General features: G+C 36.6%; 25 protein-coding genes and 1 rRNA gene. 13 read left to right on the top strand and 13 right to left on the bottom strand.

Annotation, left to right across the window (positions count from 1 at the left end; translation table 11 throughout):
- Positions 1 to 2: 2 nt before the first annotated feature.
- Positions 3 to 890, top strand: a complete 888-nt coding sequence (gene galU, locus AC0L0O_RS22125) for a UTP--glucose-1-phosphate uridylyltransferase GalU (RefSeq protein WP_000832652.1) — start codon at positions 3 to 5, stop codon at positions 888 to 890.
- Positions 891 to 994: 104 nt separating this feature from the next.
- Here the strand turns inward: galU and AC0L0O_RS22120 are convergent, their stop codons facing one another.
- The 3 genes from AC0L0O_RS22120 to AC0L0O_RS22110 form a co-directional block, all read right to left on the bottom strand.
- Positions 995 to 1831 (bottom strand): hypothetical protein, encoded by an 837-nt coding sequence (locus AC0L0O_RS22120; RefSeq protein ID WP_042510775.1) that lies wholly within the window; start codon positions 1829 to 1831, stop codon positions 995 to 997.
- Between the two features lie 148 nt (positions 1832 to 1979).
- Positions 1980 to 2573: a biotin transporter BioY gene (locus tag AC0L0O_RS22115; protein WP_001252161.1), complete on the bottom strand. Its 594-nt coding sequence runs from the start codon at positions 2571 to 2573 to the stop codon at positions 1980 to 1982.
- Between the two features lie 50 nt (positions 2574 to 2623).
- Positions 2624 to 3367: a DUF3298 and DUF4163 domain-containing protein gene (locus AC0L0O_RS22110; protein ID WP_000810357.1), complete on the bottom strand. Its 744-nt coding sequence runs from the start codon at positions 3365 to 3367 to the stop codon at positions 2624 to 2626.
- Between the two features lie 95 nt (positions 3368 to 3462).
- On the opposite strand from AC0L0O_RS22110, the gene AC0L0O_RS22105 reads away from it, so the two are divergent.
- A complete protein-coding gene (locus tag AC0L0O_RS22105; RefSeq protein WP_001140609.1) occupies positions 3463 to 3846 on the top strand; it encodes a hotdog fold thioesterase in 384 nt (127 codons plus the stop codon).
- A 37-nt stretch (positions 3847 to 3883) separates the two neighbouring features.
- Here the strand turns inward: AC0L0O_RS22105 and AC0L0O_RS22100 are convergent, their stop codons facing one another.
- Both AC0L0O_RS22100 and AC0L0O_RS22095 read right to left on the bottom strand, forming a co-directional pair.
- On the bottom strand, positions 3884 to 5260 hold the full coding sequence (locus AC0L0O_RS22100) for a glycine--tRNA ligase (RefSeq protein ID WP_000287154.1): 1377 nt from the start codon (positions 5258 to 5260) through the stop codon (positions 3884 to 3886).
- A 347-nt stretch (positions 5261 to 5607) separates the two neighbouring features.
- On the bottom strand, positions 5608 to 6321 hold the full coding sequence (locus AC0L0O_RS22095) for a DNA alkylation repair protein (RefSeq protein ID WP_000553324.1): 714 nt from the start codon (positions 6319 to 6321) through the stop codon (positions 5608 to 5610).
- Positions 6322 to 6439: 118 nt separating this feature from the next.
- On the opposite strand from AC0L0O_RS22095, the gene AC0L0O_RS22090 reads away from it, so the two are divergent.
- Entirely contained in the window at positions 6440 to 6907 is a 468-nt protein-coding gene (locus AC0L0O_RS22090; RefSeq protein WP_473786132.1) for a hypothetical protein, read from the top strand.
- A gap of 58 nt (positions 6908 to 6965) precedes the next feature.
- Here the strand turns inward: AC0L0O_RS22090 and AC0L0O_RS22085 are convergent, their stop codons facing one another.
- On the bottom strand, positions 6966 to 8291 hold the full coding sequence (locus AC0L0O_RS22085; RefSeq protein WP_000545220.1) for an ArsB/NhaD family transporter: 1326 nt from the start codon (positions 8289 to 8291) through the stop codon (positions 6966 to 6968).
- 289 nt (positions 8292 to 8580) lie between these two features.
- On the opposite strand from AC0L0O_RS22085, the gene kapD reads away from it, so the two are divergent.
- Positions 8581 to 9204 (top strand): 3'-5' exonuclease KapD, encoded by a 624-nt coding sequence (kapD, locus tag AC0L0O_RS22080; RefSeq protein ID WP_000344366.1) that lies wholly within the window; start codon positions 8581 to 8583, stop codon positions 9202 to 9204.
- A 41-nt stretch (positions 9205 to 9245) separates the two neighbouring features.
- On the opposite strand, the gene kapB is transcribed toward kapD, so the two are convergent.
- Positions 9246 to 9629 carry a kinase-associated lipoprotein KapB gene (kapB, locus tag AC0L0O_RS22075; RefSeq protein ID WP_001209339.1) on the bottom strand — a complete coding sequence of 128 codons (384 nt, stop codon included), beginning with the start codon at positions 9627 to 9629 and terminating at the stop codon, positions 9246 to 9248.
- 165 nt (positions 9630 to 9794) lie between these two features.
- Here kapB and AC0L0O_RS22070 point away from each other — a divergent pair, with 165 nt between their 5' ends.
- Positions 9795 to 9971, top strand: a complete 177-nt coding sequence (locus AC0L0O_RS22070) for a hypothetical protein (protein WP_000982757.1) — start codon at positions 9795 to 9797, stop codon at positions 9969 to 9971.
- A 68-nt stretch (positions 9972 to 10039) separates the two neighbouring features.
- Entirely contained in the window at positions 10040 to 10579 is a 540-nt protein-coding gene (sodC, locus tag AC0L0O_RS22065) for a superoxide dismutase [Cu-Zn] (RefSeq protein ID WP_000746504.1), read from the top strand.
- Between the two features lie 164 nt (positions 10580 to 10743).
- Here the strand turns inward: sodC and AC0L0O_RS22060 are convergent, their stop codons facing one another.
- Positions 10744 to 11895, bottom strand: coding sequence for a MalY/PatB family protein (locus AC0L0O_RS22060; protein ID WP_001175847.1), 1152 nt, complete (start codon positions 11893 to 11895; stop codon positions 10744 to 10746).
- Between the two features lie 117 nt (positions 11896 to 12012).
- On the opposite strand from AC0L0O_RS22060, the gene AC0L0O_RS22055 reads away from it, so the two are divergent.
- On the top strand, positions 12013 to 12264 hold the full coding sequence (locus AC0L0O_RS22055) for a YugE family protein (RefSeq protein ID WP_000537632.1): 252 nt from the start codon (positions 12013 to 12015) through the stop codon (positions 12262 to 12264).
- A gap of 29 nt (positions 12265 to 12293) precedes the next feature.
- Here the strand turns inward: AC0L0O_RS22055 and AC0L0O_RS22050 are convergent, their stop codons facing one another.
- Together AC0L0O_RS22050 and AC0L0O_RS22045 are read right to left on the bottom strand one after the other, a co-directional pair.
- Positions 12294 to 13133: an alpha/beta fold hydrolase gene (locus AC0L0O_RS22050; RefSeq protein WP_001015209.1), complete on the bottom strand. Its 840-nt coding sequence runs from the start codon at positions 13131 to 13133 to the stop codon at positions 12294 to 12296.
- A 109-nt stretch (positions 13134 to 13242) separates the two neighbouring features.
- Entirely contained in the window at positions 13243 to 14235 is a 993-nt protein-coding gene (locus AC0L0O_RS22045) for a 2-hydroxyacid dehydrogenase (protein WP_001205011.1), read from the bottom strand.
- 117 nt (positions 14236 to 14352) lie between these two features.
- Between AC0L0O_RS22045 and AC0L0O_RS22040 the strand changes: the two genes are divergently transcribed.
- The 3 genes from AC0L0O_RS22040 to yugI all read left to right on the top strand — a co-directional run bounded on the left by AC0L0O_RS22040 (position 14353) and on the right by yugI (position 16635).
- A complete protein-coding gene (locus AC0L0O_RS22040; RefSeq protein WP_000255699.1) occupies positions 14353 to 14850 on the top strand; it encodes an Lrp/AsnC family transcriptional regulator in 498 nt (165 codons plus the stop codon).
- On the top strand, positions 14847 to 16037 hold the full coding sequence (locus tag AC0L0O_RS22035; RefSeq protein WP_000808507.1) for an aminotransferase: 1191 nt from the start codon (positions 14847 to 14849) through the stop codon (positions 16035 to 16037). Before AC0L0O_RS22040 ends, AC0L0O_RS22035 begins: the two co-directional genes overlap by 4 nt.
- 253 nt (positions 16038 to 16290) lie before the next feature.
- Positions 16291 to 16635, top strand: a complete 345-nt coding sequence (gene yugI, locus AC0L0O_RS22030) for a S1 domain-containing post-transcriptional regulator GSP13 (RefSeq protein ID WP_000003765.1) — start codon at positions 16291 to 16293, stop codon at positions 16633 to 16635.
- 112 nt (positions 16636 to 16747) lie between these two features.
- On the opposite strand, the gene AC0L0O_RS22025 is transcribed toward yugI, so the two are convergent.
- Positions 16748 to 16981, bottom strand: coding sequence for a DUF378 domain-containing protein (locus AC0L0O_RS22025; RefSeq protein ID WP_000105789.1), 234 nt, complete (start codon positions 16979 to 16981; stop codon positions 16748 to 16750).
- 274 nt (positions 16982 to 17255) lie between these two features.
- On the opposite strand from AC0L0O_RS22025, the gene AC0L0O_RS22020 reads away from it, so the two are divergent.
- Positions 17256 to 18608: a glucose-6-phosphate isomerase gene (locus AC0L0O_RS22020; RefSeq protein ID WP_000103658.1), complete on the top strand. Its 1353-nt coding sequence runs from the start codon at positions 17256 to 17258 to the stop codon at positions 18606 to 18608.
- A 107-nt stretch (positions 18609 to 18715) separates the two neighbouring features.
- The gene (locus AC0L0O_RS22015) at positions 18716 to 19129 is read left to right on the top strand and encodes a YugN-like family protein (RefSeq protein WP_000612327.1); all 414 of its coding nucleotides are present in this window, start codon (positions 18716 to 18718) and stop codon (positions 19127 to 19129) included.
- Here the strand turns inward: AC0L0O_RS22015 and AC0L0O_RS22010 are convergent.
- Both AC0L0O_RS22010 and AC0L0O_RS22005 read right to left on the bottom strand, forming a co-directional pair.
- Complete coding sequence (locus AC0L0O_RS22010) at positions 19116 to 20111, bottom strand: potassium channel family protein (protein ID WP_000842311.1); 996 nt, start codon at positions 20109 to 20111, stop codon at positions 19116 to 19118. The genes AC0L0O_RS22015 and AC0L0O_RS22010 overlap by 14 nt on opposite strands.
- A gap of 95 nt (positions 20112 to 20206) precedes the next feature.
- Positions 20207 to 20887: an MgtC/SapB family protein gene (locus AC0L0O_RS22005; RefSeq protein ID WP_000386686.1), complete on the bottom strand. Its 681-nt coding sequence runs from the start codon at positions 20885 to 20887 to the stop codon at positions 20207 to 20209.
- A gap of 403 nt (positions 20888 to 21290) precedes the next feature.
- Here AC0L0O_RS22005 and AC0L0O_RS22000 point away from each other — a divergent pair.
- A 16S ribosomal RNA gene (locus tag AC0L0O_RS22000) occupies positions 21291 to 21398 on the top strand; the annotation flags it as partial.

Here is a 21398-nt window from a genome sequence, read left to right as displayed (position 1 = left end):
TGATGAAAAGAGTAAGAAAAGCGATAATCCCAGCAGCTGGATTAGGAACACGTTTTTTACCAGCTACAAAAGCAATGCCAAAAGAAATGTTACCGATTGTTGATAAACCAACTATCCAATACATTGTAGAAGAAGCAGTAAAATCAGGAATCGAAGATATTATTATCGTTACTGGTAAAACGAAGCGTTCTATTGAAGATCATTTTGATAATGCATTTGAGTTAGAGCAAAACTTATTAGAAAAGAAAAAGTATGAGTTACTTGAAAAAGTACAGGCTTCTTCAAAAATGGTAGACATTCACTATATCCGTCAAAAAGAACCAAAAGGATTAGGTCACGCTGTTTGGTGTGCACGTAAATTCATCGGTGATGAGCCATTCGCTGTTTTATTAGGTGATGATATCGTTCAAGCTGAAAAACCATGTTTACGTCAATTAATTGAAGAATATGATAAAACGCTTTCTTCTGTTATTGGTGTACAAACGGTTCCAGAAGACGAAACACACCGCTACGGAATTATTGATCCGTTAGAGCAAGAAGGACGTCGTTACCAAGTTCGCAATTTCGTTGAGAAACCAGCAGCAGGTACAGCACCTTCAAACTTAGCAATTATGGGACGTTACGTTTTAACACCTGAAATCTTCATGTTCTTAGAACAACAACATGTTGGTGCTGGTGGTGAAATCCAGTTAACAGATGCTATTCAAAGCTTAAACGAAATTCAACGTGTATTCGCTTACGATTTCGAAGGAAAGCGCTACGACGTAGGTGAAAAGCTAGGATTCGTTCAAACGACAATCGAAATGGCACTGCAACACCCAGAATTACGTGATGACATGGTTACGATGATGAAGAAAATTTTAGAAGAACAAACGAATCAAGAGTCTTAATATAGTGATATAATCCCCTGTTGGATGGGCGGTAAAGGAACGTATTTACTGCTTAATCTAAAAGGGGATTTTTTGATAAAAAAGACACTCTGGAGAGAGTGTCTTTAATTTTTATCAGTGGGCTTTAGCTCATTAGCTTTGGATTTAATTTCATCAGTAATAGCAATATTAATATTTCCAGCTGCTTTTTTGTATTCCTGAATCAATGCATTAACATTTTGATTAAATGAAATTAAGCTGCCACTTGGAGATTGGGCTTGTTCGTTAAGCGCCGTGATAATCCCGTATATTTTTTTATATTCTTCATAGGTTTCTTTATACTTATTAGGCTGTTCTTTTGCGGCTTCAGAAACTAACTTTAAATCATTTCCCATTGTGCTATAAAACGTATCAACGGTTGTAATCATTCCGTCAATTTCTGTTCTCTTAGAACTTAGTGCATTATTGAAGTCTTGTCTTTTATCTATTGCATTTGACCATGTAGTTGAATACTCGGATAATACGTACGACGCTGCATAATTAAAGGTATTTATATTATTATAAAAAGATGCTGCGGCAACTAAGTAACTAGCTTCTTTTTTCTTTTGTGCTTGAAGAGCTTGATATTCCTCCTCCATATTTGTCACTTTTGTTATCGTAAAGAGAAGAACGATAATGGATATAATTGATGTAACAAATAATATTATAGATGTTGCTACAGATTTTTTTGCTGGTAATTTTTTCACTTTCTTAATTAACCCAATAACAATAAAGATTAAAGCCGCGCATAAACTAACTATAGTAAGAATTAAAAAGAAAAATGCTAGGCCGTTTCCAAAGGTATATGACATTCCTAACTCGCTATTTCCATATAATTTGTAACCGATACTCATACCTAGTATGAAAAATAAAGATAGTACTCCGACACTTACTTTAATAAGTGTATTTTTTGATAGATTCACTGATTTTCCTCCAAAATATTGTTCTAATTAGATGTTGAAATATAAGATTTGCTGAATTAGCATAACAAAAATCATTTCTAATATGTGTCGTATATTGTCGAAAATGAAAAAAAGAGTTATCTTAACATAGTAAGATAACTCTTTTTTATTATGAAATCGTCGAATGAGAATGCTGATAAGCAGAACGACGTACAGCATAGTATATGCGAGGTGCGATAATAGCACCGATTATTGTAAACACAATATCTTTTACTGCAAACCACATCATAATCATCCATGCAGCTTTATAACTCATATTGCCACCCATGAAGAGGTTGACTGCCCCGTACATATAAGTAGTACCGATAATATACGTTAAAATGATTCCTGTGAACGAAGCAATTGCAAATGTACTGAATGTCGGTTTTTCCTTTTGTTCTACTAGTTTTCCTGATACGTAAGCAACGATAATAAATGCAATAATAAAGCCACCAGTAGGATCTAAAAGTGCTCCAAATCCAGCTTTGAAGTTAGCGAAGATTGGTGCACCTGCTACTCCAACGAGCATGTAAACAGTCATTGATAATGCACCAAGTCTACTTCCAAGAAGAAGCCCTGCTAAAATTGCGAAAAATGGTTGCATAGATAATGGGATGCCCGCTACTTGCAGGAATGGTGCCCAAGATACAATATTTGCACCAATGGCCATAAGAGCGACGAACATGGCGGCTAATGCTAAATCTAAAACATGAAATCTTCTCATAATGTTAACCTCCTGTTGTTTTTAGGTTAACATTATCGTAGCGAAACTATTTACTTGTTGTCAATTAAAATATTTTGATAAGAAGGCTTCAAATACTCTCTTAGCAACGTATATGGAATACGAAATTGTGGAATGCCGCTTGAATAAGGCGCAATTTCATATAAAGGGAAATAAATGACGAGATTGTTCGGTTCTAAAAAGAAATGAAACTTTTTCGTGCTCATGACTTTTTCAGTTGCATCAGGAAAATAAATACCTTCATTTTGTTTAATTTGTCTTACAATCTCAGCACGAATTACTTCTTTATATTTATCTTCTTGTTGAAATAAATCGTCTAAGTGTAGTAACTTTTTTTCTTTTAAATCAAATGTGTTAGCCTTCCACGTATAAAGACCGTGTGCTCCGCCTGTATATTGATAGTAATTCAAATATAGGCTGAGCAAAGGTGGTTTATTTAAGGAGACTTTATAATCAACATTCGCCACGTACGGATGAAATGGTGTACTAGATCCTTCTGTTTCTTTATAATATTTTTTTGCGTCTTTTTCTAATCTTGTTTTAAATTTGTCAGTAGATTTTTTGTAATAGAAATTTAGCTTATTTTGAAACTTAGAATCGGAAAAGTTATGAAACGAAGGCCTATTGATTTGATATTCTATATAAGGTTTCTTACCTTTTTGCGTGACAGTCTGAACATCGATTGTCAGGTTGGATGCTTTGGCTGCTAGTGCACAATTTGGTACAATAGTCAGCAAGGAGAACATAAGCGATAGTATAAAAAATTTCTGTTTCATTTAGGTGAAACCTCCTTATATAAGTGTTATACGTAGTTTGAAAGTAAATAGGTAAAATTATACATTTAATTAAAGTGAGAGAAGGGGGAAACGATATGGCAAAAACTTTAATGGATTCACTTGGAATTGAGTTGTTAGAGATGACAGAAGATAAGGTAGTTGCTACGATGCCTGTTGATGAACGTACACATCAGCCGTTTGGTTTTTTACACGGTGGTGCATCTCTTGCGTTAGCGGAAACAGTAGCAAGCGTCGGTTCATACAATTTAATTGATCAAGAGAAATGCATTTGTTTCGGTCTAGAAATTAATGCAAACCATATTCGATCAAAGAAAGATGGAATGGTAACAGCAATCGGAACACCGATACATAGAGGACATTCAACGATGGTTTGGGATGTGCGCATCATTGATGAGAATGACGATTTATTATGTATTTCAAGATGTACAGTAGCAATTAAAGAAAAACGTGAAAAGTAAAAAAGAGGCGGCTCAATAGAGCGCCTCTTTTTTATAATTAGAACTGGATTTTCTTCTCTAAGAAACCTTTTAGTTCGCTAATTGGCATACGAACTTGTTCCATTGTGTCACGGTCACGTACTGTAACAGCTTTGTCTTCAACTGAGTCGAAGTCGTAAGTGATACAGAATGGTGTACCGATTTCGTCTTGACGACGGTAACGTTTACCGATAGAACCAGTTTCGTCAAAGTCTACCATGAAGTCTTTCGCTAATTCTGCGAATACTTCAGTAGCACCTTCAGATAGCTTTTTAGATAATGGTAAGATAGCTGCTTTGTATGGTGCTAAAGCAGGGTGGAAACGAAGAACTGTACGAGAATCGTTTTCTAATTGCTCTTCTTCATATGCATCACATAAGAATGCTAATGTTACGCGGTCAGCACCTAAAGATGGCTCGATGCAGTACGGTACGTAACGCTCATTCGTTTGTGGATCGATATAGTTAAAGTCTTCGTTAGAGTGTTCCATGTGACGTTTTAAATCGAAGTCTGTACGAGATGCAACGCCCCATAGTTCGCCCCAACCGAATGGGAATTTGAATTCAATATCAGTTGTTGCGTTACTGTAGTGAGATAACTCCTCTTCACCGTGGTCACGAAGACGCATGCTTTCTTCCGTCATACCAAGTGAAAGTAACCAGTTCTTACAAGTTTCACGCCAGAATGCGAACCACTCTAAATCTTCACCAGGCTTACAGAAGAATTCAAGTTCCATTTGTTCGAATTCACGTGTACGGAATGTGAAGTTACCAGGCGTGATTTCGTTACGGAAGCTCTTACCGATTTGGCCAATACCAAATGGAAGTTTTTTACGCATAGAGCGTTGTACGTTTTTGAAGTTTACGAAAATACCTTGTGCTGTTTCTGGACGAAGGAAGATTTCGTTTGTGCTAGACTCTGTAACACCTTGGAATGTTTTGAACATTAAGTTGAACTGACGGATTTCAGTGAATTCTTCACTACCGCAATCAGGACATTTTACTTCATGTTCTTTCATTAAGTCAGCCATTTGGTCGAAAGTAAGACCATCAACAACCATTTCGATGCCTTTTGCATCTAATGCATCTTCAATTAATTTGTCAGCACGGTGACGCGCTTTACATTTTTTACAGTCGATCATTGGATCGTTGAAGTTACCAACGTGACCAGAAGCGATCCAAGTTTTTGGGTTCATTAAAATAGCTGCGTCTAAACCAACGTTGTATGGAGATTCTTGAATGAATTTTTTCCACCAAGCTTTTTTAACGTTATTTTTTAATTCGATTCCAAGTGGACCGTAATCCCAAGTGTTTGCAAGACCACCGTAAATTTCAGAACCAGGGAAAACAAAACCGCGATGTTTCGCTAAGTTTACTACTTGTTCCATTGAATACATAATAAAATCCTCCTTTTGAAAGTTAACGTATTGGCGATGACGTGCTCAGGTAACTTGTGAAACGAGCAGTATATGCTTTGAAAAACATAAAAAAACGCTCATCCCAAGGCTTAATTGCCTAGGGACGAGCGTTTGCCCGCGGTTCCACCCTAGTTGATACACAAAAGATGCATCCACTTTATCACGTATTGCTCGAGACTGCCGTTTCCTTGCGGCTTCAGGCTTTCACTATCCCTGAATCGCTTTTTGTGCAAGTACTTATAAGTCCGTCATCGCTACTTATATTAATAATAATGAACATATTCTAACACGTTCTTTTTTAAATCTCAATAGAGGAACGCGTCTATCTATGATAGAGTCTCACCTATTTTCTCGTTAGTTATTCCGTAATTTTCTTTAATGTGCTTAATTGCTTCACGTTTACTGAGCGGAGCAAGCTCGTTATTTTGCACGTATTCCCAAACGACATCGGGCTTTGTTTTTGCATATTCGCGAAGGACCCATCCAATCGCTTTTTGAATGAAAAATTCTTTTGAAGAATGCAGTTGTCCGATGACCCAAAAAAGAAGTTCTTCATCCATCTTTTGTTTATATTTCAGCTGGAATAAAATAGCGGCGCGTTGTAACCATATGTTATCTGATGCGATCCATTTTGGAATATAGGCAGAAATTAATTCCGGATGTTTTAAAAAGATATTGCCTAAAAATGTAGGGACGATGCTATCAACGGTGTCCCACCAAGATTTTGTTACAATGAGTTCTTCTAAGAAGGGGATATGCGTTTCGTTTATATGCTTTTTATATTTTTGCATCATATCGAGTGCGGCTGCCTGAAATTCTCGTTCTGGTAAATCCCACAGCTCACGTACGATAATTTGGAAGTCTTTTGGATCTGGGAGAGTATGTATTTGGATGACGTCTTTCAATAATTGTCTTCTTTCAGGCGTTTGAATACCGAGAAATGGGAAGTGATTTTTCATATAACGTGCCATCGGTTCTGCTTTTTCCGGATTTTGATTTGCTGTGAAGTGCTCTTGTAATGCTTTTACAAATGGATGCATAGGTTCGTTCTCCTCTCTTATTATCTTACTCCTATTATTATACAGAGAGTTTGGTTGAATTTTAAAACATAACTTGCAATGCAACGAAATATGTTGAGAGTAGAGAGGAGAGGATAAGATGGAAGATCAAGGTTTACTAGCAGGTTTCTTTGCTCTTAGTTTTGCGTTTATTCTTGTTATATTGATTTGGGCAGTTATTGCGTATTTGTTAACGGCTTTTGCACTGTATACGATGGCGAAAAATGACGGTGCAACGGATGGCGTTCTTGCATTTATTCCTTTTTTAAATAGTAAAATATGGGGTGATTTAGCGAAAGATAAATTACCAGATTTCTTGAAAGAAGAAGCAGGATGGAAAGTATTCGGTATATATGTCGCATGTTTCATTTTTAATTTCGTACCAATTTTATATTTAATAGCAACAGCTGTATCGATTGTGTTGTCCATTTATCTCATCTACGCTATCTTAGACAGATATGGAACGAACTCTATATTATTTACGATTATTCATGTCATCACATTTTCGGTGTTCTTGCCGATTCACTTGTTCATTATTCGAAATGAGCCGGTGAGGTATAACGATTAGGTCTATTTTAAATATGTGTAATGAAAAAAGCGCCCTGATTATCAGAGCGCTTTTTCTACTACATAAGGTAGCGTAAATAAATATAAATATGAGAAATGATTAATGAAACGATCATAATTGGGAAACCGACTTTTAGGAAGTCCATGTAGCTAAATTTATGTCCTTCGCGGCTTGCGATACCTGCGACAATTACGTTAGCTGAAGCTCCGATTAATGTTCCGTTTCCGCCCAGACAAGCACCTAATGCTAATGCCCACCATAATACGTCGATTTGTGCGTCAGAAGGTGATAAACCTAGCCCAACTGCCATATCGTTAATAAGTGGGATCATTGTTGCAACGAATGGGATGTTATCAATTGTTGCAGAGGCGATACCAGACACCCATAAAATAAGGATAGATGCGTAAGAAATATCTCCGCCTGTTATGCCAATTACTTTTTGAGCTAGCATTTTAATAAGGCCGATATCGATAAGTCCTCCAACGAGTACGAATAGTCCTGCGAAGAAGAAGATTGTTACCCATTCTACACTTGCAAATACCTCTTCAATTTCATGTTCTTTCACAGCAATTAGCATAAGTACAGTAGCACCAGTTAAAGCGATGATAGCTGCATCAATGTGGAAAATCGAATGAGTCATGAAACCTACAATTGTAAGTCCAAGTACTGTTAAAGATTTTTTCATTAATACTGGATCTTTAATGTATTGTTTTTCATCTAGGCTCATTAATTTCTTAACTTGTACAGGATCAGCAATTAATTGTTTACGGTACATGAAGTAAAGTATGACTGCTGTCACTGCAATAATAATAATTACGATTGGCGCTAAGTTTATCAAGAATGCATTGAAGTCTAAATGCTTATTTGCAGAACCAATCATAATATTAGGTGGATCACCAATTAATGTTGCTGTTCCCCCAATGTTTGAAAAAATAATTTCAGAAAGTAAATAAGGAACAGGATTTACTTGCAGTATGCGCGTAATAGATAAAGTAACTGGAACAACAAGAAGTACAGTTGTAACGTTATCTAAAAATGCGGAACCAAGCGCAGTAAGTAAGGAAAGTGAAATTAAAATTTTAATTGGATTTCCTTGCGCTCCTTTTGCTGCTTTAATGGCAACGTATTGGAAGACGCCCGATTTACTCGTAATGTTCACCAAAATCATCATACCGATGAGTAGTGTAATCGTCCCCCATTCAATATGTTTCGTAAAGGCGTTGTGTAAATCAACGACCCCCATAATTACCATGAGTGCTGCACCGAGAAGTGCGATGACAGCGCGGTTAATTTTTTCAGAAATAATAATGGCATATGTAATTAAAAAGACTGCGATAGCAAAATAATACTGCCAATTTGCGAGCTCTTGCGTTGTTTCGTGCAAAACTCTCATCTCCTTTCATTCACTTTTCTTAGTGTGTCAAAAATTAACTAGATGAAACACACATAACGTCATTATAAATTAGAAAATTGTCGGATGTAAATGAAAGGGCTTATTTTGTTATATTTTCTGCAACTGTTACTTTTTCGTATTTTTAAAAATATTTGCGGGTATTTGACATATATATAAGATACATCCAATCTGAATATTTAAAATGGAATTAGCATTCGAGCTTGTTCGTGTAGGAGTGTCAAATAGAAAGGAATGACAAAGATGATAAGGAAGGGATCGTATGGATGAACAACGATTTTTATTTTTGGATTTTGAGTTTACGATGCCCCAGCACAGAAAAAAACCAAAAGGATTTTTCCCGGAGATTATTGAGGTAGGACTCGTTTCGGTTGTTGGCTGTAAGGTAGAAGATACGTATTCAGCTCATGTTAGGCCGAAGACTTTTCCTTCTTTAACGGATCGATGTAAGAAATTTTTAGGGATTAAACAAGAAGTCGTAGATAAAGGGATTTCATTTTCAGAACTCGTTGAAAAACTCGCAGAATATGAAAAGAGATGTAAACCGACCATTGTTACGTGGGGAAATATGGATATGAAAGTGTTGAAGCATAATTGTGAAAAAGCAGGGGTAGATTTTCCGTTCCTAGGACAGTGCCGTGATTTATCGCTTGAGTATAAGAAGTTTTTTGGTGAGAGAAATCAAACAGGATTGTGGAAAGCAATTGAAGCGTATGGAAAAGTAGGGACGGGTAAGCATCATTGTGCGCTAGATGATGCGATGACGACGTATAATATTTTTAAATTAGTAGAAAAAGATAAAGAGTATTTAGTGAAACCAGCACCTCCAACATTAGGCGAACTCGTTGATTTTTCAAAAGTGTTAAAGAAAGTGAGCACACAGTAACGACCAAATTGCACAGTATGTAATTTGGTCGTTTTGTTTTTTTAAAGTTTGTAGTCTTTTTTTAACTGCTCTAATGTTTCTAGACTACGAACCGCAAAAGGTGAATCATCTTCAGCAAATGAATTCATTTGAGTTTCTAATGCTAATTTGAGTGAATCTGTATAATCTGGAATTTCTCCTTCATATTTCTTCACCATTTGTTCTGGAATGTTCGTCTGTTCACGGAAAGCTAAAGCACGTCTTTCGTGGAAAAATGGTACGTCAGCTTGTTTCACGTTATGTAAGTCACCTTGCACCGGATGTTTTAAAACAGCTAATACTTTTACGACGTAACTGCCAGGTCGGCTATTTGTAACTTCGCCAATGTATTTTCCTGTTTTATAAATACCAGTAACGATTTCGCCAATTTCAAATGTTTCTCTCATATTTTTCACCTCAAGTTTATAGTAAGGAAAGTACGGGAAGGAGTCAAAGAAATCATTCGCTTTCGGAACGACCCTTGAGAATATGAATCAGTTCAACTATAATTTAAATTAATATAACAGAAAATTCTGATGTTTTTTCGAATCCTATAATAAGGAGTGTTCCGTATGATGCCTTTATATTTTCCGGAAGATAAAACAGAATATATTATTCCAGGGATTGTTTGTGTTCTATTTATCATCGGTGCGATTGCTACGTGGCGTATGTTCATTCGTGTATCAAAACGAGAAGCAGAGCGATTACAGAAAGTTGAAGAAAAGCTGTTAGCTGAAAAGAAACAGTAACTCATTTTTGTATGTTTCCCTCTATGCTCGGACAATCTAAGGGCAGAATGTATTTTGGAGGGAATGAAATGAAAAAACGGCTTTTTTTCAGTTGTTGTTTACTATTTCTGATGGCAGGTTGTGACCAAGGAAAGCCGAAAGAAATTGACGTGAAATTACATAATGCTTCAGGTGATGAAGTGGGGACTGCGAAAGTAACTCAGCAAACAAGCGGAGTGAAAATTACGATTAAAGGGGAAGGTTTCGCGCCAGGCCCGCACGGACTACATGTACACGAAATTGGAGAGTGTAAAGCACCTCGTTTTGAATCAGCTGGAAATCATTTTAATCCAGATGATAAAAAGCATGGACTACTCAATCCGAAGGGTGCAGAAAACGGTGATTTACCGAACGTAATTGCAGACGGTTCTGGGAAAATTAAAGCAGAAATTGATGCACCGCATATAACGCTTGAAGAAGGAAAAACGACGATTCATAGAAAAGATGGAGCGTCTATTATTATTACGGAAAACGCTGATGATGGTATGACACAACCGACAGGTAAATCAGGTGATCGAATTGCTTGTGGTGTCATTGTAAAAAAAGCGTCGGATATGAAGAAAAAGTAAAAGCTACCGTGCATGGTAGCTTTTTTGTGTAGTGTAAGTGAAAAGATATCAGCGATTATTGAGATATATCGACCGTAACTCAAAATATATGAGCGATTTTTAAAATATATCGACTTACCGACAAAATTTGACAAAGGAAGTTGTCCCAAATAGCCTCCTTTTTATTATGAAAACGTATGGCGCAGTCTATTTAAAATTTCTTCTAAAACAGATCTTGGACAGCCGATGTTAATTCGAATATGTTCTTCGCCGCCTAATCCGTATTTCTCACCAGGTTCAACGATAATTTTCCCTTTTTCCTCAAGCAATTTAGTGCGCTCGTCTTGAGAAAGGTTTAGGGCAGAACAATCAATCCATAATAAAAAGCTACCTTCTGGCTTCGTTACGGAAAGAGTAGGTATGTGATCTTTAATATATTCACAAGCGAACTTAGCGTTATCTTCTATATAGAATCGAATTTCATTTAGCCAATCGTTACATTCTGTATAGGCACTTTGCATCGCTGTATAGGCGAATATATTTAATCCGTGGAAGCCTTGTCTATATTGGATGGATGTAAAGGCTTGACGGAGTTTTTCATTCGGAATGATAATAATCGATGCTTGTAATCCCGCGATATTAAATGTTTTACTCGGAGCCATACAAGTAATCGTGCGCGCGGCTAATTCTTCAGATAAAGAAGCGAACGGTGTATGTGTATGATCTGCGTAAATAATATCGGAATGAATTTCATCTGCGACAACGATTACATTATATTTGGTACATAAAGATCCAAGCTTTGTTAGTTCCTCTTTCTTCCAAACACGCCCTATCGGATTGTGAGGACTGCAAAGAAGCATGAGTTTGACGCCTTGTTGAAATTGCTTTTCTAAATGCTCGAAGTCTATCGCATATGTATCATTTTGTTTCTGTAATGGACTTACGCATAATTGTCTGTTATTTGTTGTGACCATTTCGAAAAATGGGGGATAAATAGGTGGTTGTACGAGAACGGATTCGTTTTCCTTTGTGAAGGCCTGTATGCTCGTACTAAGGGCTGGAACGATTCCGGCGCTAAAGACAATCCATTCTTTTTGAATATCCCAGTTGTACTGTTTTTTTGTCCAGTTACAAATAATATCGCCAATATTTTCGGGAGGAAGTGTATAGCCGAAAATAGGATGCTCGATACGTTTCTTTAAAGCAGTTTGAATTGGTTGTGGTACTTCAAAATCCATATCCGCAATCCAAGCATGGATAAGTTCTTCGTTTTTATATGTATCCCATTTTATACTATGAGTTCCACGTCGATTGACTGTTTTATGAAATAGTTGCATAAGTTTGCCCCCTTCTTCTGTAAAACCGTTAAGTTATAAAAGTTCTCTCTCTTCTTATAGAATAGCTGATGTGATAGGATAAAGAAAAGTATTAAAAAGTGAAAAGGCGGGAAGCGAATGGGTACATATGAAAAGATGATAGAGGTTGTGAAGAATTGGGATCCGTTTCAAATGGGACCGGAGTTTTATGAAACAGAAGCGAGCGATGTTGTGAACGTCGCAAGTGTGTTTGATGATCCGAAATACATCGCAAAGAAGATTCAACATATATACTTTATGTCTTTTGAAGAAGTACCTGCGCTTGAAAAATGTGAGAAGTTAGCTGTGGAATTACTCGTAATAAAAGAAGGCGGAAGTTGTTCATTGTAGGCTGTCGGAATTTCCGACAGCCTTTTACATTACTGCGCAGAAAACGCGATAATTTCTTCATAAACATGTTCCGGTTTTTCTTCAGGTAGTAAATGTCCTGTGTTTTCGTAAGAAATAAATTTCGAATTCGGTAAATCTTTGTGCAGACGATGGCCTACATGTACAGGAACGACGCGATCTTTTTCACCCCAAATGAGTAGCGTAGGTGTTTCGATTTTTTGTAATTCAGTTGAAGATAAGTCACCTTCACGATCTCGTATCATACGAGTTAAAGCGGGGAATATACGGTTGTCATAAAAAGGAGCAGAGTAACCTTCCTTCATTTCATCGTCAATTAATGAATGATCATGAACGACATTCATTAAGTTATGAACGATGCCGCGCCGTATAATCCAGTTCTTTACGTATAAATGAAAGAACGGTAAATAAGAAGAATACATTAAAGGTAAGTTTGCCCGTGCTAAATAACTCGAGCTACATAGTAAAATTGTCTTTGAAATTAATTCAGGACGTATACGGTTTACATAAAGAGAAATTTGTCCACCCATAGAATGTCCAACTAACACAATATTTGAGAGAGATAAGTGTTCAATTAAATCGATTATAATCGTTGCTAAATTGTGATAAGAATACTTAAATAGATGAGACTTATCACTTTTTCCGAACGGTGGTAAATCAAGAGCAATGACGGTTCCTTCTTTCGATAGTAAAGGAATGAGACGGCGGTAACTGAATGAGGAAGATAAAAAGCCGTGAACGAGCACAAAAGTAGGGCGTTCCGTTTTATTATCATGTTCATACAATTCGTAATGAATCGTAGTGCCGCGAGTGGAAAAAGTGAAATAAGGACAAGTATATTCGTGATTCATTTTTTGTCACTCCATTGATTTTTGTTCATATCATCTCCAAGAGAAAAGAAAATATGTTAACAAAAAAAGGCAAGATGACGATGTCATCTTGCCTTTCGTTTATTCCATATTACCCGCGAACAATATTCGGTGGTGTTTTTCCTTGTAACCCTGCAACTAAATTTTCAGCGGCGGTCATAGCCATTTGCTGCCTAGTTTTTAATGTTGCAGATCCGATGTGTGGTAAAGTCACAACGTTTTGTAATGATAAGAGCGGATTGTCTTTTTGAATCGGCTCTTGTGTAAACGTATCGATGCCTGCTGCAAAGATTTTCTTTTCAGTTAACGCATCGATTAACGCTTCTTCATCGACTGTTTTCCCGCGGGAAGCATTAATGAAGATAGCTGTTTCTTTCATGAATGAAAATTCCTTTTCTCCGATAAGGTGATACGTTTCATCTGTTAATGGAGTAAGAAGAACGATAAAGTCAGACTGTTTGAGTAGTGTCTGTAAATCACAATATGTAGCGTCGAATTTTTGTTCAGCTTCTTCTTTTCGGCGACGGTTATAATAAAGAACATCCATATCAAATCCGAATTTCGCTCGTTTTGCAACAGCTTCTCCAATTCGGCCCATACCGATAATGCCGATTGTACTATGATGTACATCTAGACCAAAGTGTTCTTTTCCAATTTCGGCATTCCATTCACCATTTTTTACGTAGGAGTCGAGTTCACAAACACGACGACCAGCAGATAACATAAGAGCGAAAACGAGGTCAGCTACTGTATCATCTAGTACGTACGGTGTATTTGTTCCGATGACATTGTGCTTTGCCATCGCTTGTAAATCAAAGTTATCGTAACCGACAGAAATGTTGCTTACTACTTTTAAGTTAGGAGCCGCCTCCAATAATTCTTCATTAATAGCAGATCCAAAATTTAATAAACCATCTTTATCTTGTATTTTCTCTAGTAGAACATCACGAGGTACCTTCTCATTTTGCTCCCATTTTTCATAATCACAGTGTTCTGATAAATAGTTTTCTACAAATGTTGGAACTGGTTCAGCAATATAAACTTTTGGTTTCACGGTTCCATCCCCTTTCGCTTTATCACGCATTTTTCCACTGATTAAGTTTCACCTTATTTTGACATAATTCACTAAAAAAATCTTCTTTTCAAACTGGAAAGTGTATTTGTATAATTTAGACACAAACGAAAAGGAAGGATGATTTATGTGGTGACAGAAAAGGAGTTAGAATTATTAGCTTGTCTTGAAAAAAGTAGTCGATTATCTGTAGATACATTAGCGAAGCTGTTAAATATAGAAGTAGAAGAAGTAAAGAAAATGGTTGAAAAATTAGAAGCGGAAAAGATTATCGTGGATTATGTCACACATATCGATTGGACGAAGGTGAAAGAACATACAGGTTTAACGGCAATGATCGATGTGAAAGTTACACCAAAGCACGGCGTTGGGTTCGATGCAGTTGCCGAACAAATTTATCGTTATTCAGAAGTAAAGTCTGTGTATTTAATGTCAGGGACATATGATCTTTCTATTACATTAGAAGGAAAGACAATGGGAGAAGTAGCGATGTTTGTTTCTGAGAAATTAGCAACAATTGAATCTGTCGTTTCTACGACAACGCATTTCATTTTGAAGAAGTATAAACATGAGGGAATTATTTATGAAAAAAACGATGATGATAAGCGAATTGTGGTGACACCATGAAGCAATTTGAACTATCTAGAGCAGCAGAATCTCTACAACCATCTGGTATTCGAAAGTTTTTCGATTTAGCAGCAAATATGAAAGGTGTTATTTCTCTTGGGGTAGGAGAGCCTGATTTTGTTACACCTTGGAATGTGAGGCAAGCATGTATTCGTTCTATAGAACAAGGATATACGTCATATACAGCAAATGCAGGATTATTGGAGCTCCGTCAAGAAATAGCAAAGTATCTAAAAAAACAATTTGCAGTATCTTATGATCCAAACGATGAAATCATTGTTACAGTTGGAGCGAGTCAGGCGTTAGATGTAGCGATGCGCGCCATTATAAATCCTGATGATGAAGTACTTATTATTGAACCAAGCTTTGTTTCTTATGCACCGCTCGTAACTTTAGCTGGAGGGGTTCCAGTTCCTGTGGCGACTACTTTAGAAAATGAGTTTAAAGTACAACCAGAACAAATTGAAGCAGCTATTACAGCGAAAACGAAGGCAATTTTACTTTGTTCACCAAATAACCCAACAGGTGCAATGTTGAATAAGTCCGAGCTTGAAGAAATAGCAGTGATTGTTGAGAAGTACAATTTAATCGTATTATCTGATGAAATTTACGCAGAGCTTGTATACGACGAAGCATATACAAGTTTCGCGAGTATTAAAAATATGCGTGAGCATACGATTTTAATTTCAGGATTTTCAAAAGGATTTGCGATGACAGGGTGGCGCCTTGGTATGATTGCAGCTCCCGTTTATTTTTCGGAATTAATGCTCAAAATTCACCAATATTCCATGATGTGTGCACCGACGATGTCTCAGTTTGCAGCACTTGAAGCGTTACGCGCGGGGAATGATGAAGTAATTCGGATGAGAGATAGTTATAAGAAACGCCGTAATTTTATGACGACATCTTTCAATGAAATGGGATTAACATGTCATGTGCCGGGCGGAGCATTTTATGTCTTTCCTTCTATTTCTTCAACTGGACTATCTTCGGCGGAATTTGCAGAACAGTTATTATTAGAAGAAAAAGTGGCTGTTGTACCTGGAAGTGTATTTGGCGAAAGTGGTGAAGGATTTATTCGTTGTTCGTATGCAACATCGCTTGAACAACTTATGGAAGCAATGAAGAGAATGGAACGGTTCGTAGAGAATAAAAAAAGGACAAAACACAATACGTTTTGTCCATAAAAGGGGGGGAATACTAGAAAGCCATGTGTTAGTATTCTACCCTAATATTGGAGAATTATACTTACTTAAGGAAATTTTTTCATGAATTTTGAATGCGTTCTGTCATAGTGGTATAATTTACTAATATAAGGTATGCGTATTCTGAGTAGTTTTACTTAGGGTACGTACTAACTAATCGGATATTTAACAATAAATCATCTGCTTTGCTATCTACAATTGTAGAGAAAATGGTAAACGTATGGGAGTGTTTCATATGTCAGAACAATATACAACAGGAGTGGTTGTAACAGGGAAAGTGACTGGGATTCAAGATTACGGTGCATTTGTAGCGTTAGATGCAGAAACACAAGGACTTGTGCATATATCTGAAATTACAAATGGATATGTAAAGGATATTCATGACTTTTTAAAAGTCGGCGATACAGTAGAAGTAAAAGTACTTTCAATTGATGAAGAACACAGAAAAATGAGTTTATCGTTAAAAGCGGCGAAAAGAAAACAAGGACGGATTCTTATACCGAATCCATCTGAGAACGGATTTAATACGCTGCGAGAAAAGCTAACAGAATGGATTGAAGAGTCCGAGTTAACAAAGTAAAAGAGGAACGCATATGAGCGTTCCTCTTTTACTTTTTCTTATGATATATATTTGCAAATATGATTGCATGCAATCATATTCGTATGTCGGAGGTGAAGTAAAGACATACCGACTAGCGAATCTCGTTCGTTTCTGGGTGAGTGCCAAGATTTTCTGATGGTTTAAAGAGTAAACCAAGATTGATAAGCCCAGAAATACCAACGATGCCGTAAATAATACGTGAAAGAGCTGAGTTTTGTCCACCGAAAATGGCTGCCACTAAGTCAAACTGGAAGAACCCAATTAATCCCCAGTTCACAGCGCCAATTACAGTAAAGACTAATGCGATACGTTGCAAAGTACTCATGAAAAAGCCCCCCTTAATTGTGAAGCATGAGCAAGCGATGAGTTAATTAACTCTTTTATAGAATGGGGCAGTTATGTTGTTTTTATACATAAAAAATGTTTGAAATAGGATGTATATACATCTATACCGAAAAATGCGAATTTTTATGCAAAAAATGAACTTTTTCTAAAAAATATATATTGGTTACGTTTACAATGGTTGAATCGCTTGATTTACAACTTCAGTTTCGCTAAAGTGAATACAGAAATACATATCCATAATTGGAGGGAAAAAGATGAGTACACATGTAACGTTCGACTATTCTAAAGCGTTATCCTTCATCGGTGAACATGAAATCACTTATTTACGTGATGCAGTGAAAGTAACACATCACGCAATCCACGAAAAAACTGGAGCTGGGAACGATTTCCTTGGGTGGGTAGACCTTCCGCTTCAATATGACAAAGAAGAATTCGCTCGCATTCAAAAATGCGCAGAAAAAATTAAAAATGACTCTGACATTTTACTTGTTGTAGGTATCGGTGGTTCTTACCTAGGAGCACGTGCAGCAATTGAAATGTTAAACCATTCTTTCTACAACACGCTATCTAAAGAACAACGTAAAACTCCACAAGTGCTATTTGTTGGACAAAACATTAGCTCCACTTACATGAAAGATTTAATGGATGTATTAGAAGGTAAAGACTTCTCTATTAACGTTATTTCCAAATCAGGTACAACGACAGAGCCTGCACTAGCATTCCGTATTTTCCGTAAGTTATTAGAAGAAAAGTACGGAAAAGAAGAAGCTCGCAAACGTATTTATGCAACGACAGATAAAGCACGTGGTGCATTAAAAACATTAGCTGATAATGAAGGTTACGAAACATTCGTTATTCCAGATGATGTTGGAGGACGTTTCTCTGTATTGACGCCAGTTGGTTTATTACCAATCGCAGTAAGTGGCTTAAATATTGAAGAGATGATGAAAGGTGCAGCTGCTGGTCGTGATGACTTCGGAACATCAGAACTAGAAGAAAACCCAGCTTACCAATATGCAGTAGTTCGTAACGCTTTATACAATAAAGGAAAAACAATTGAAATGCTTGTTAACTATGAGCCAGCACTTCAATACTTCGCTGAGTGGTGGAAACAGTTATTTGGTGAAAGTGAAGGAAAAGATCAAAAAGGTATTTTCCCATCTTCAGCAAACTTCTCAACTGACTTACACTCATTAGGTCAATACGTTCAAGAAGGTCGTCGTGATTTATTTGAAACAGTTCTGAAAGTAGGTAAATCTACACATGAACTAACAATCGAATCAGAAGAAAACGATTTAGATGGATTAAACTACCTTGCTGGTGAAACTGTAGACTTCGTAAACACGAAAGCATACGAAGGTACATTACTTGCACATAGCGATGGCGGAGTACCAAACTTAATCGTAAATATTCCTGAATTAAATGAGTACACATTCGGTTATCTTGTATACTTCTTCGAAAAAGCATGTGCGATGAGCGGCTACTTATTAGGTGTAAATCCATTTGACCAACCAGGAGTAGAAGCATACAAGAAAAACATGTTTGCTTTACTTGGTAAACCAGGATTTGAAGAATTAAAAGCAGAATTAGAAGAGCGTTTAAAATAATAAAAAGCGGCCGGAATCCGGCCGCTTTTTATTATTTCGTCGAAAAGTCCATTAGTATATTCAAACTAGAGTGGGTATGCTAAAGAAAAAGTCTAGGAGGGATGGGCTTGATTCCGATTCAATCAAATTTAGAGGGACGTACATATGCGTTATATAAGTTAGAAGAAATAATAAAGCCACTTGGGTATAGCATTGGCGGCAATTGGGATTATGAGAAAGGATGCTTTGATTATAAAATTGATGAAGAAGATGGCTATCAATTTTTACGAGTGCCATTTACAGCGGTTGATGGAGAACTAGATGTACCTGGTGTAGTAGTTCGTCTTGGAACGCCGTATATTCTTTCGCACGTATATCAAGACGAACTAGATGATCATGTTAATACTTTAACAGCCGGAACGAGTGGAATGGATCAATTTGCTGAGCCGAAAGATCCAGATGGAGATGTAAAAAGAAAATATGTCAATATTGGGAAAGTACTCATACAAGAACTAGAAAAACATTTTACTAATGGTGAATAACAATGAGTATGTCGCTTTGAATGAGAACAAAGGAATGAACTGGATTAATCATATATTGTTCGTCGCGCTTTATACCTAGTAAGAGAATGTTTTGCTTTAAAAGAGTATAGCTACAATTTGCAAAAGTTTGTCCGGTGCAGGACGATGGAAGCTCCATCAGTTGTAATTTATTATCAGAGATTTCATTGTAAAGTGAAAATAGTACACCTGAAATGGAAGGGAATAAAAGAGAAGCGGTAAATACATAGCTCGTTAATTTATTTCCTTCTATAATTTCTGATGCGCCAGCTCTCGTTGCATTTTGTATTTGTTCAGAAGTAAGAAGTTCAGCGATGCAGTGAATGTTTGGGTTGAGCCCTTTTGCGGTTAAAATATTTAAAATGGACTGTGTATCAGCTAAGCTTTCGTTTTTTTCTTTATCAGCAGTTATTAATATAGTGTGAGCCGTTGTAATATTAGCTTTTAATAATGTTTGATCGTGATGGGGGCATCCTTTTATAAATTCTAAATGATGAAATGGTTTTGGCAGTAAAGAAAGTGTTTCATCAATTAAAACGATATCCAGGTTCGGTTGTAAGATGTGCATTTGTTTTACAACATGTTTTGCCCGTTCGTTCCAGCCGACAATAATCATATGACCGTTAGAAGTCGCAGCTTCTTCTCCTTTAACTTTCATATATTGTTTATTAATCATATCAGTGGCGAATAGAACCATATAATAAGAACAAAAACCAGTTCCAAATAAAATAATACCCATACCGATAAGTTTGCCGATTAGTGTATGAGGGGCAAAGTCACCATAGCCAACAGTGAAAATCGTAACTATTGACCACCAAATTCCATCAAACCATGTGGTAAAGTGCGACGGTTCTAATATATGTATAAGAAAGCCGGAAAAAGCAGTAAGTACAACAATAAAACAAATTAAACGAAAAATAATCGAATCACGAAATGCATCTACTAATTTTGGACGGGATTTCAATTGTCAATTCCTCCTTACTTTGCAGGGCTACATTCATTGTTGCCATTATAGAAAAAAGAAAAACTCTCTAATTTTAAAAGAGAGTTTGTTTTGCGTTACATACTTTCCACCTCAGTTTGTTGAACACTTTCAAGATGCTGGAGAGAATAGTAAACATCGGCAGTATGTCTTTTTTGATCGATACATAATTTAAGATGTAAATAATGAGAACCATTTTCTAATGTTTTAAGCTTCATATTCTTCACTTTTATATCCATTTCTTTTATTTCCTCAATTACAACCGGGATATTGTCCATATTTCGCACAACAAGTTTGACTACGATATCACGTTGACGAAATGATCTAGGTCCTACGAATTTCATTGTTAACGGTATAAGTTCAACGCTAATCATAAGGAAACACATCCCGAAAATTGCTTCGATATAGAATCCGGCTCCAACAGCAATACCAATACCAGATGCGCCCCAAATCATAGCGGCAGTCGTTAGTCCTGCAATACTATCGTTTCCTCTTCTTAAAATAACACCAGCACCTAAAAAACCAATTCCTGATACAATTTGGGCGGCAAGTCGAAGGGGATCCATATTCATATGATCGGTATGTGGTAAGTTATAAGCTGCTTTAATAGAAACAATCGTCAGGAGGCAACTAATAATAGAAATAACTAAACACGTTTTTAAACCAAGTGGTTTACGTTTTAATTCGCGCTCTAAACCGATGGCGAATCCTAAAATAGCCGAAAGACCTAGTTTGATTAATAAATCGGTATAGTCCATATATATTCCTCCTTGTATGATATCGTATATAAATAAAACGTTTATTATAGAAAGAAACGTTTTTGGGTAGAGTGACTTTATATAGAATATATGTAGCAATCTTTTAGAAATGAAAGAGATATTTCGTTTAAGTATATGATAATAAAAAAGAAATGTAGTTAATTTAAAAAAAGTTTATAAAAGGTGTTGCATTTCATTTTACTGCATGATATATTAATAACCGTCGCTGATGCGGAAACGCAGAAAACGACAAAAAAGAAATTGAAAAACTTAGTTGACATCGAAAAACGAAGATGTTAACATAAGGGAGTCGCAAATGAGCGGCCAAGTAGTTCTTTGAAAACTGAACGAAACAAACAACGTGAAACGTCAATTTTTATTTTAGATGCTAGACAAACTAACTTTATTGGAGAGTTTGATCCTGGCTCAGGATGAACGCTGGCGGCGTGCCTAATACATGCAAGTCGAGCGAATGGATTAAGAGCTTGCTCTTATGAAGTTAGCGGCGGAC

This window comes from Bacillus sp. GS3m_15504 (assembly GCF_055825275.1).
The sequence above is the reverse complement of the archived record's forward strand: the minus strand, read 5'-3'. Positions and strand labels throughout refer to the sequence as shown.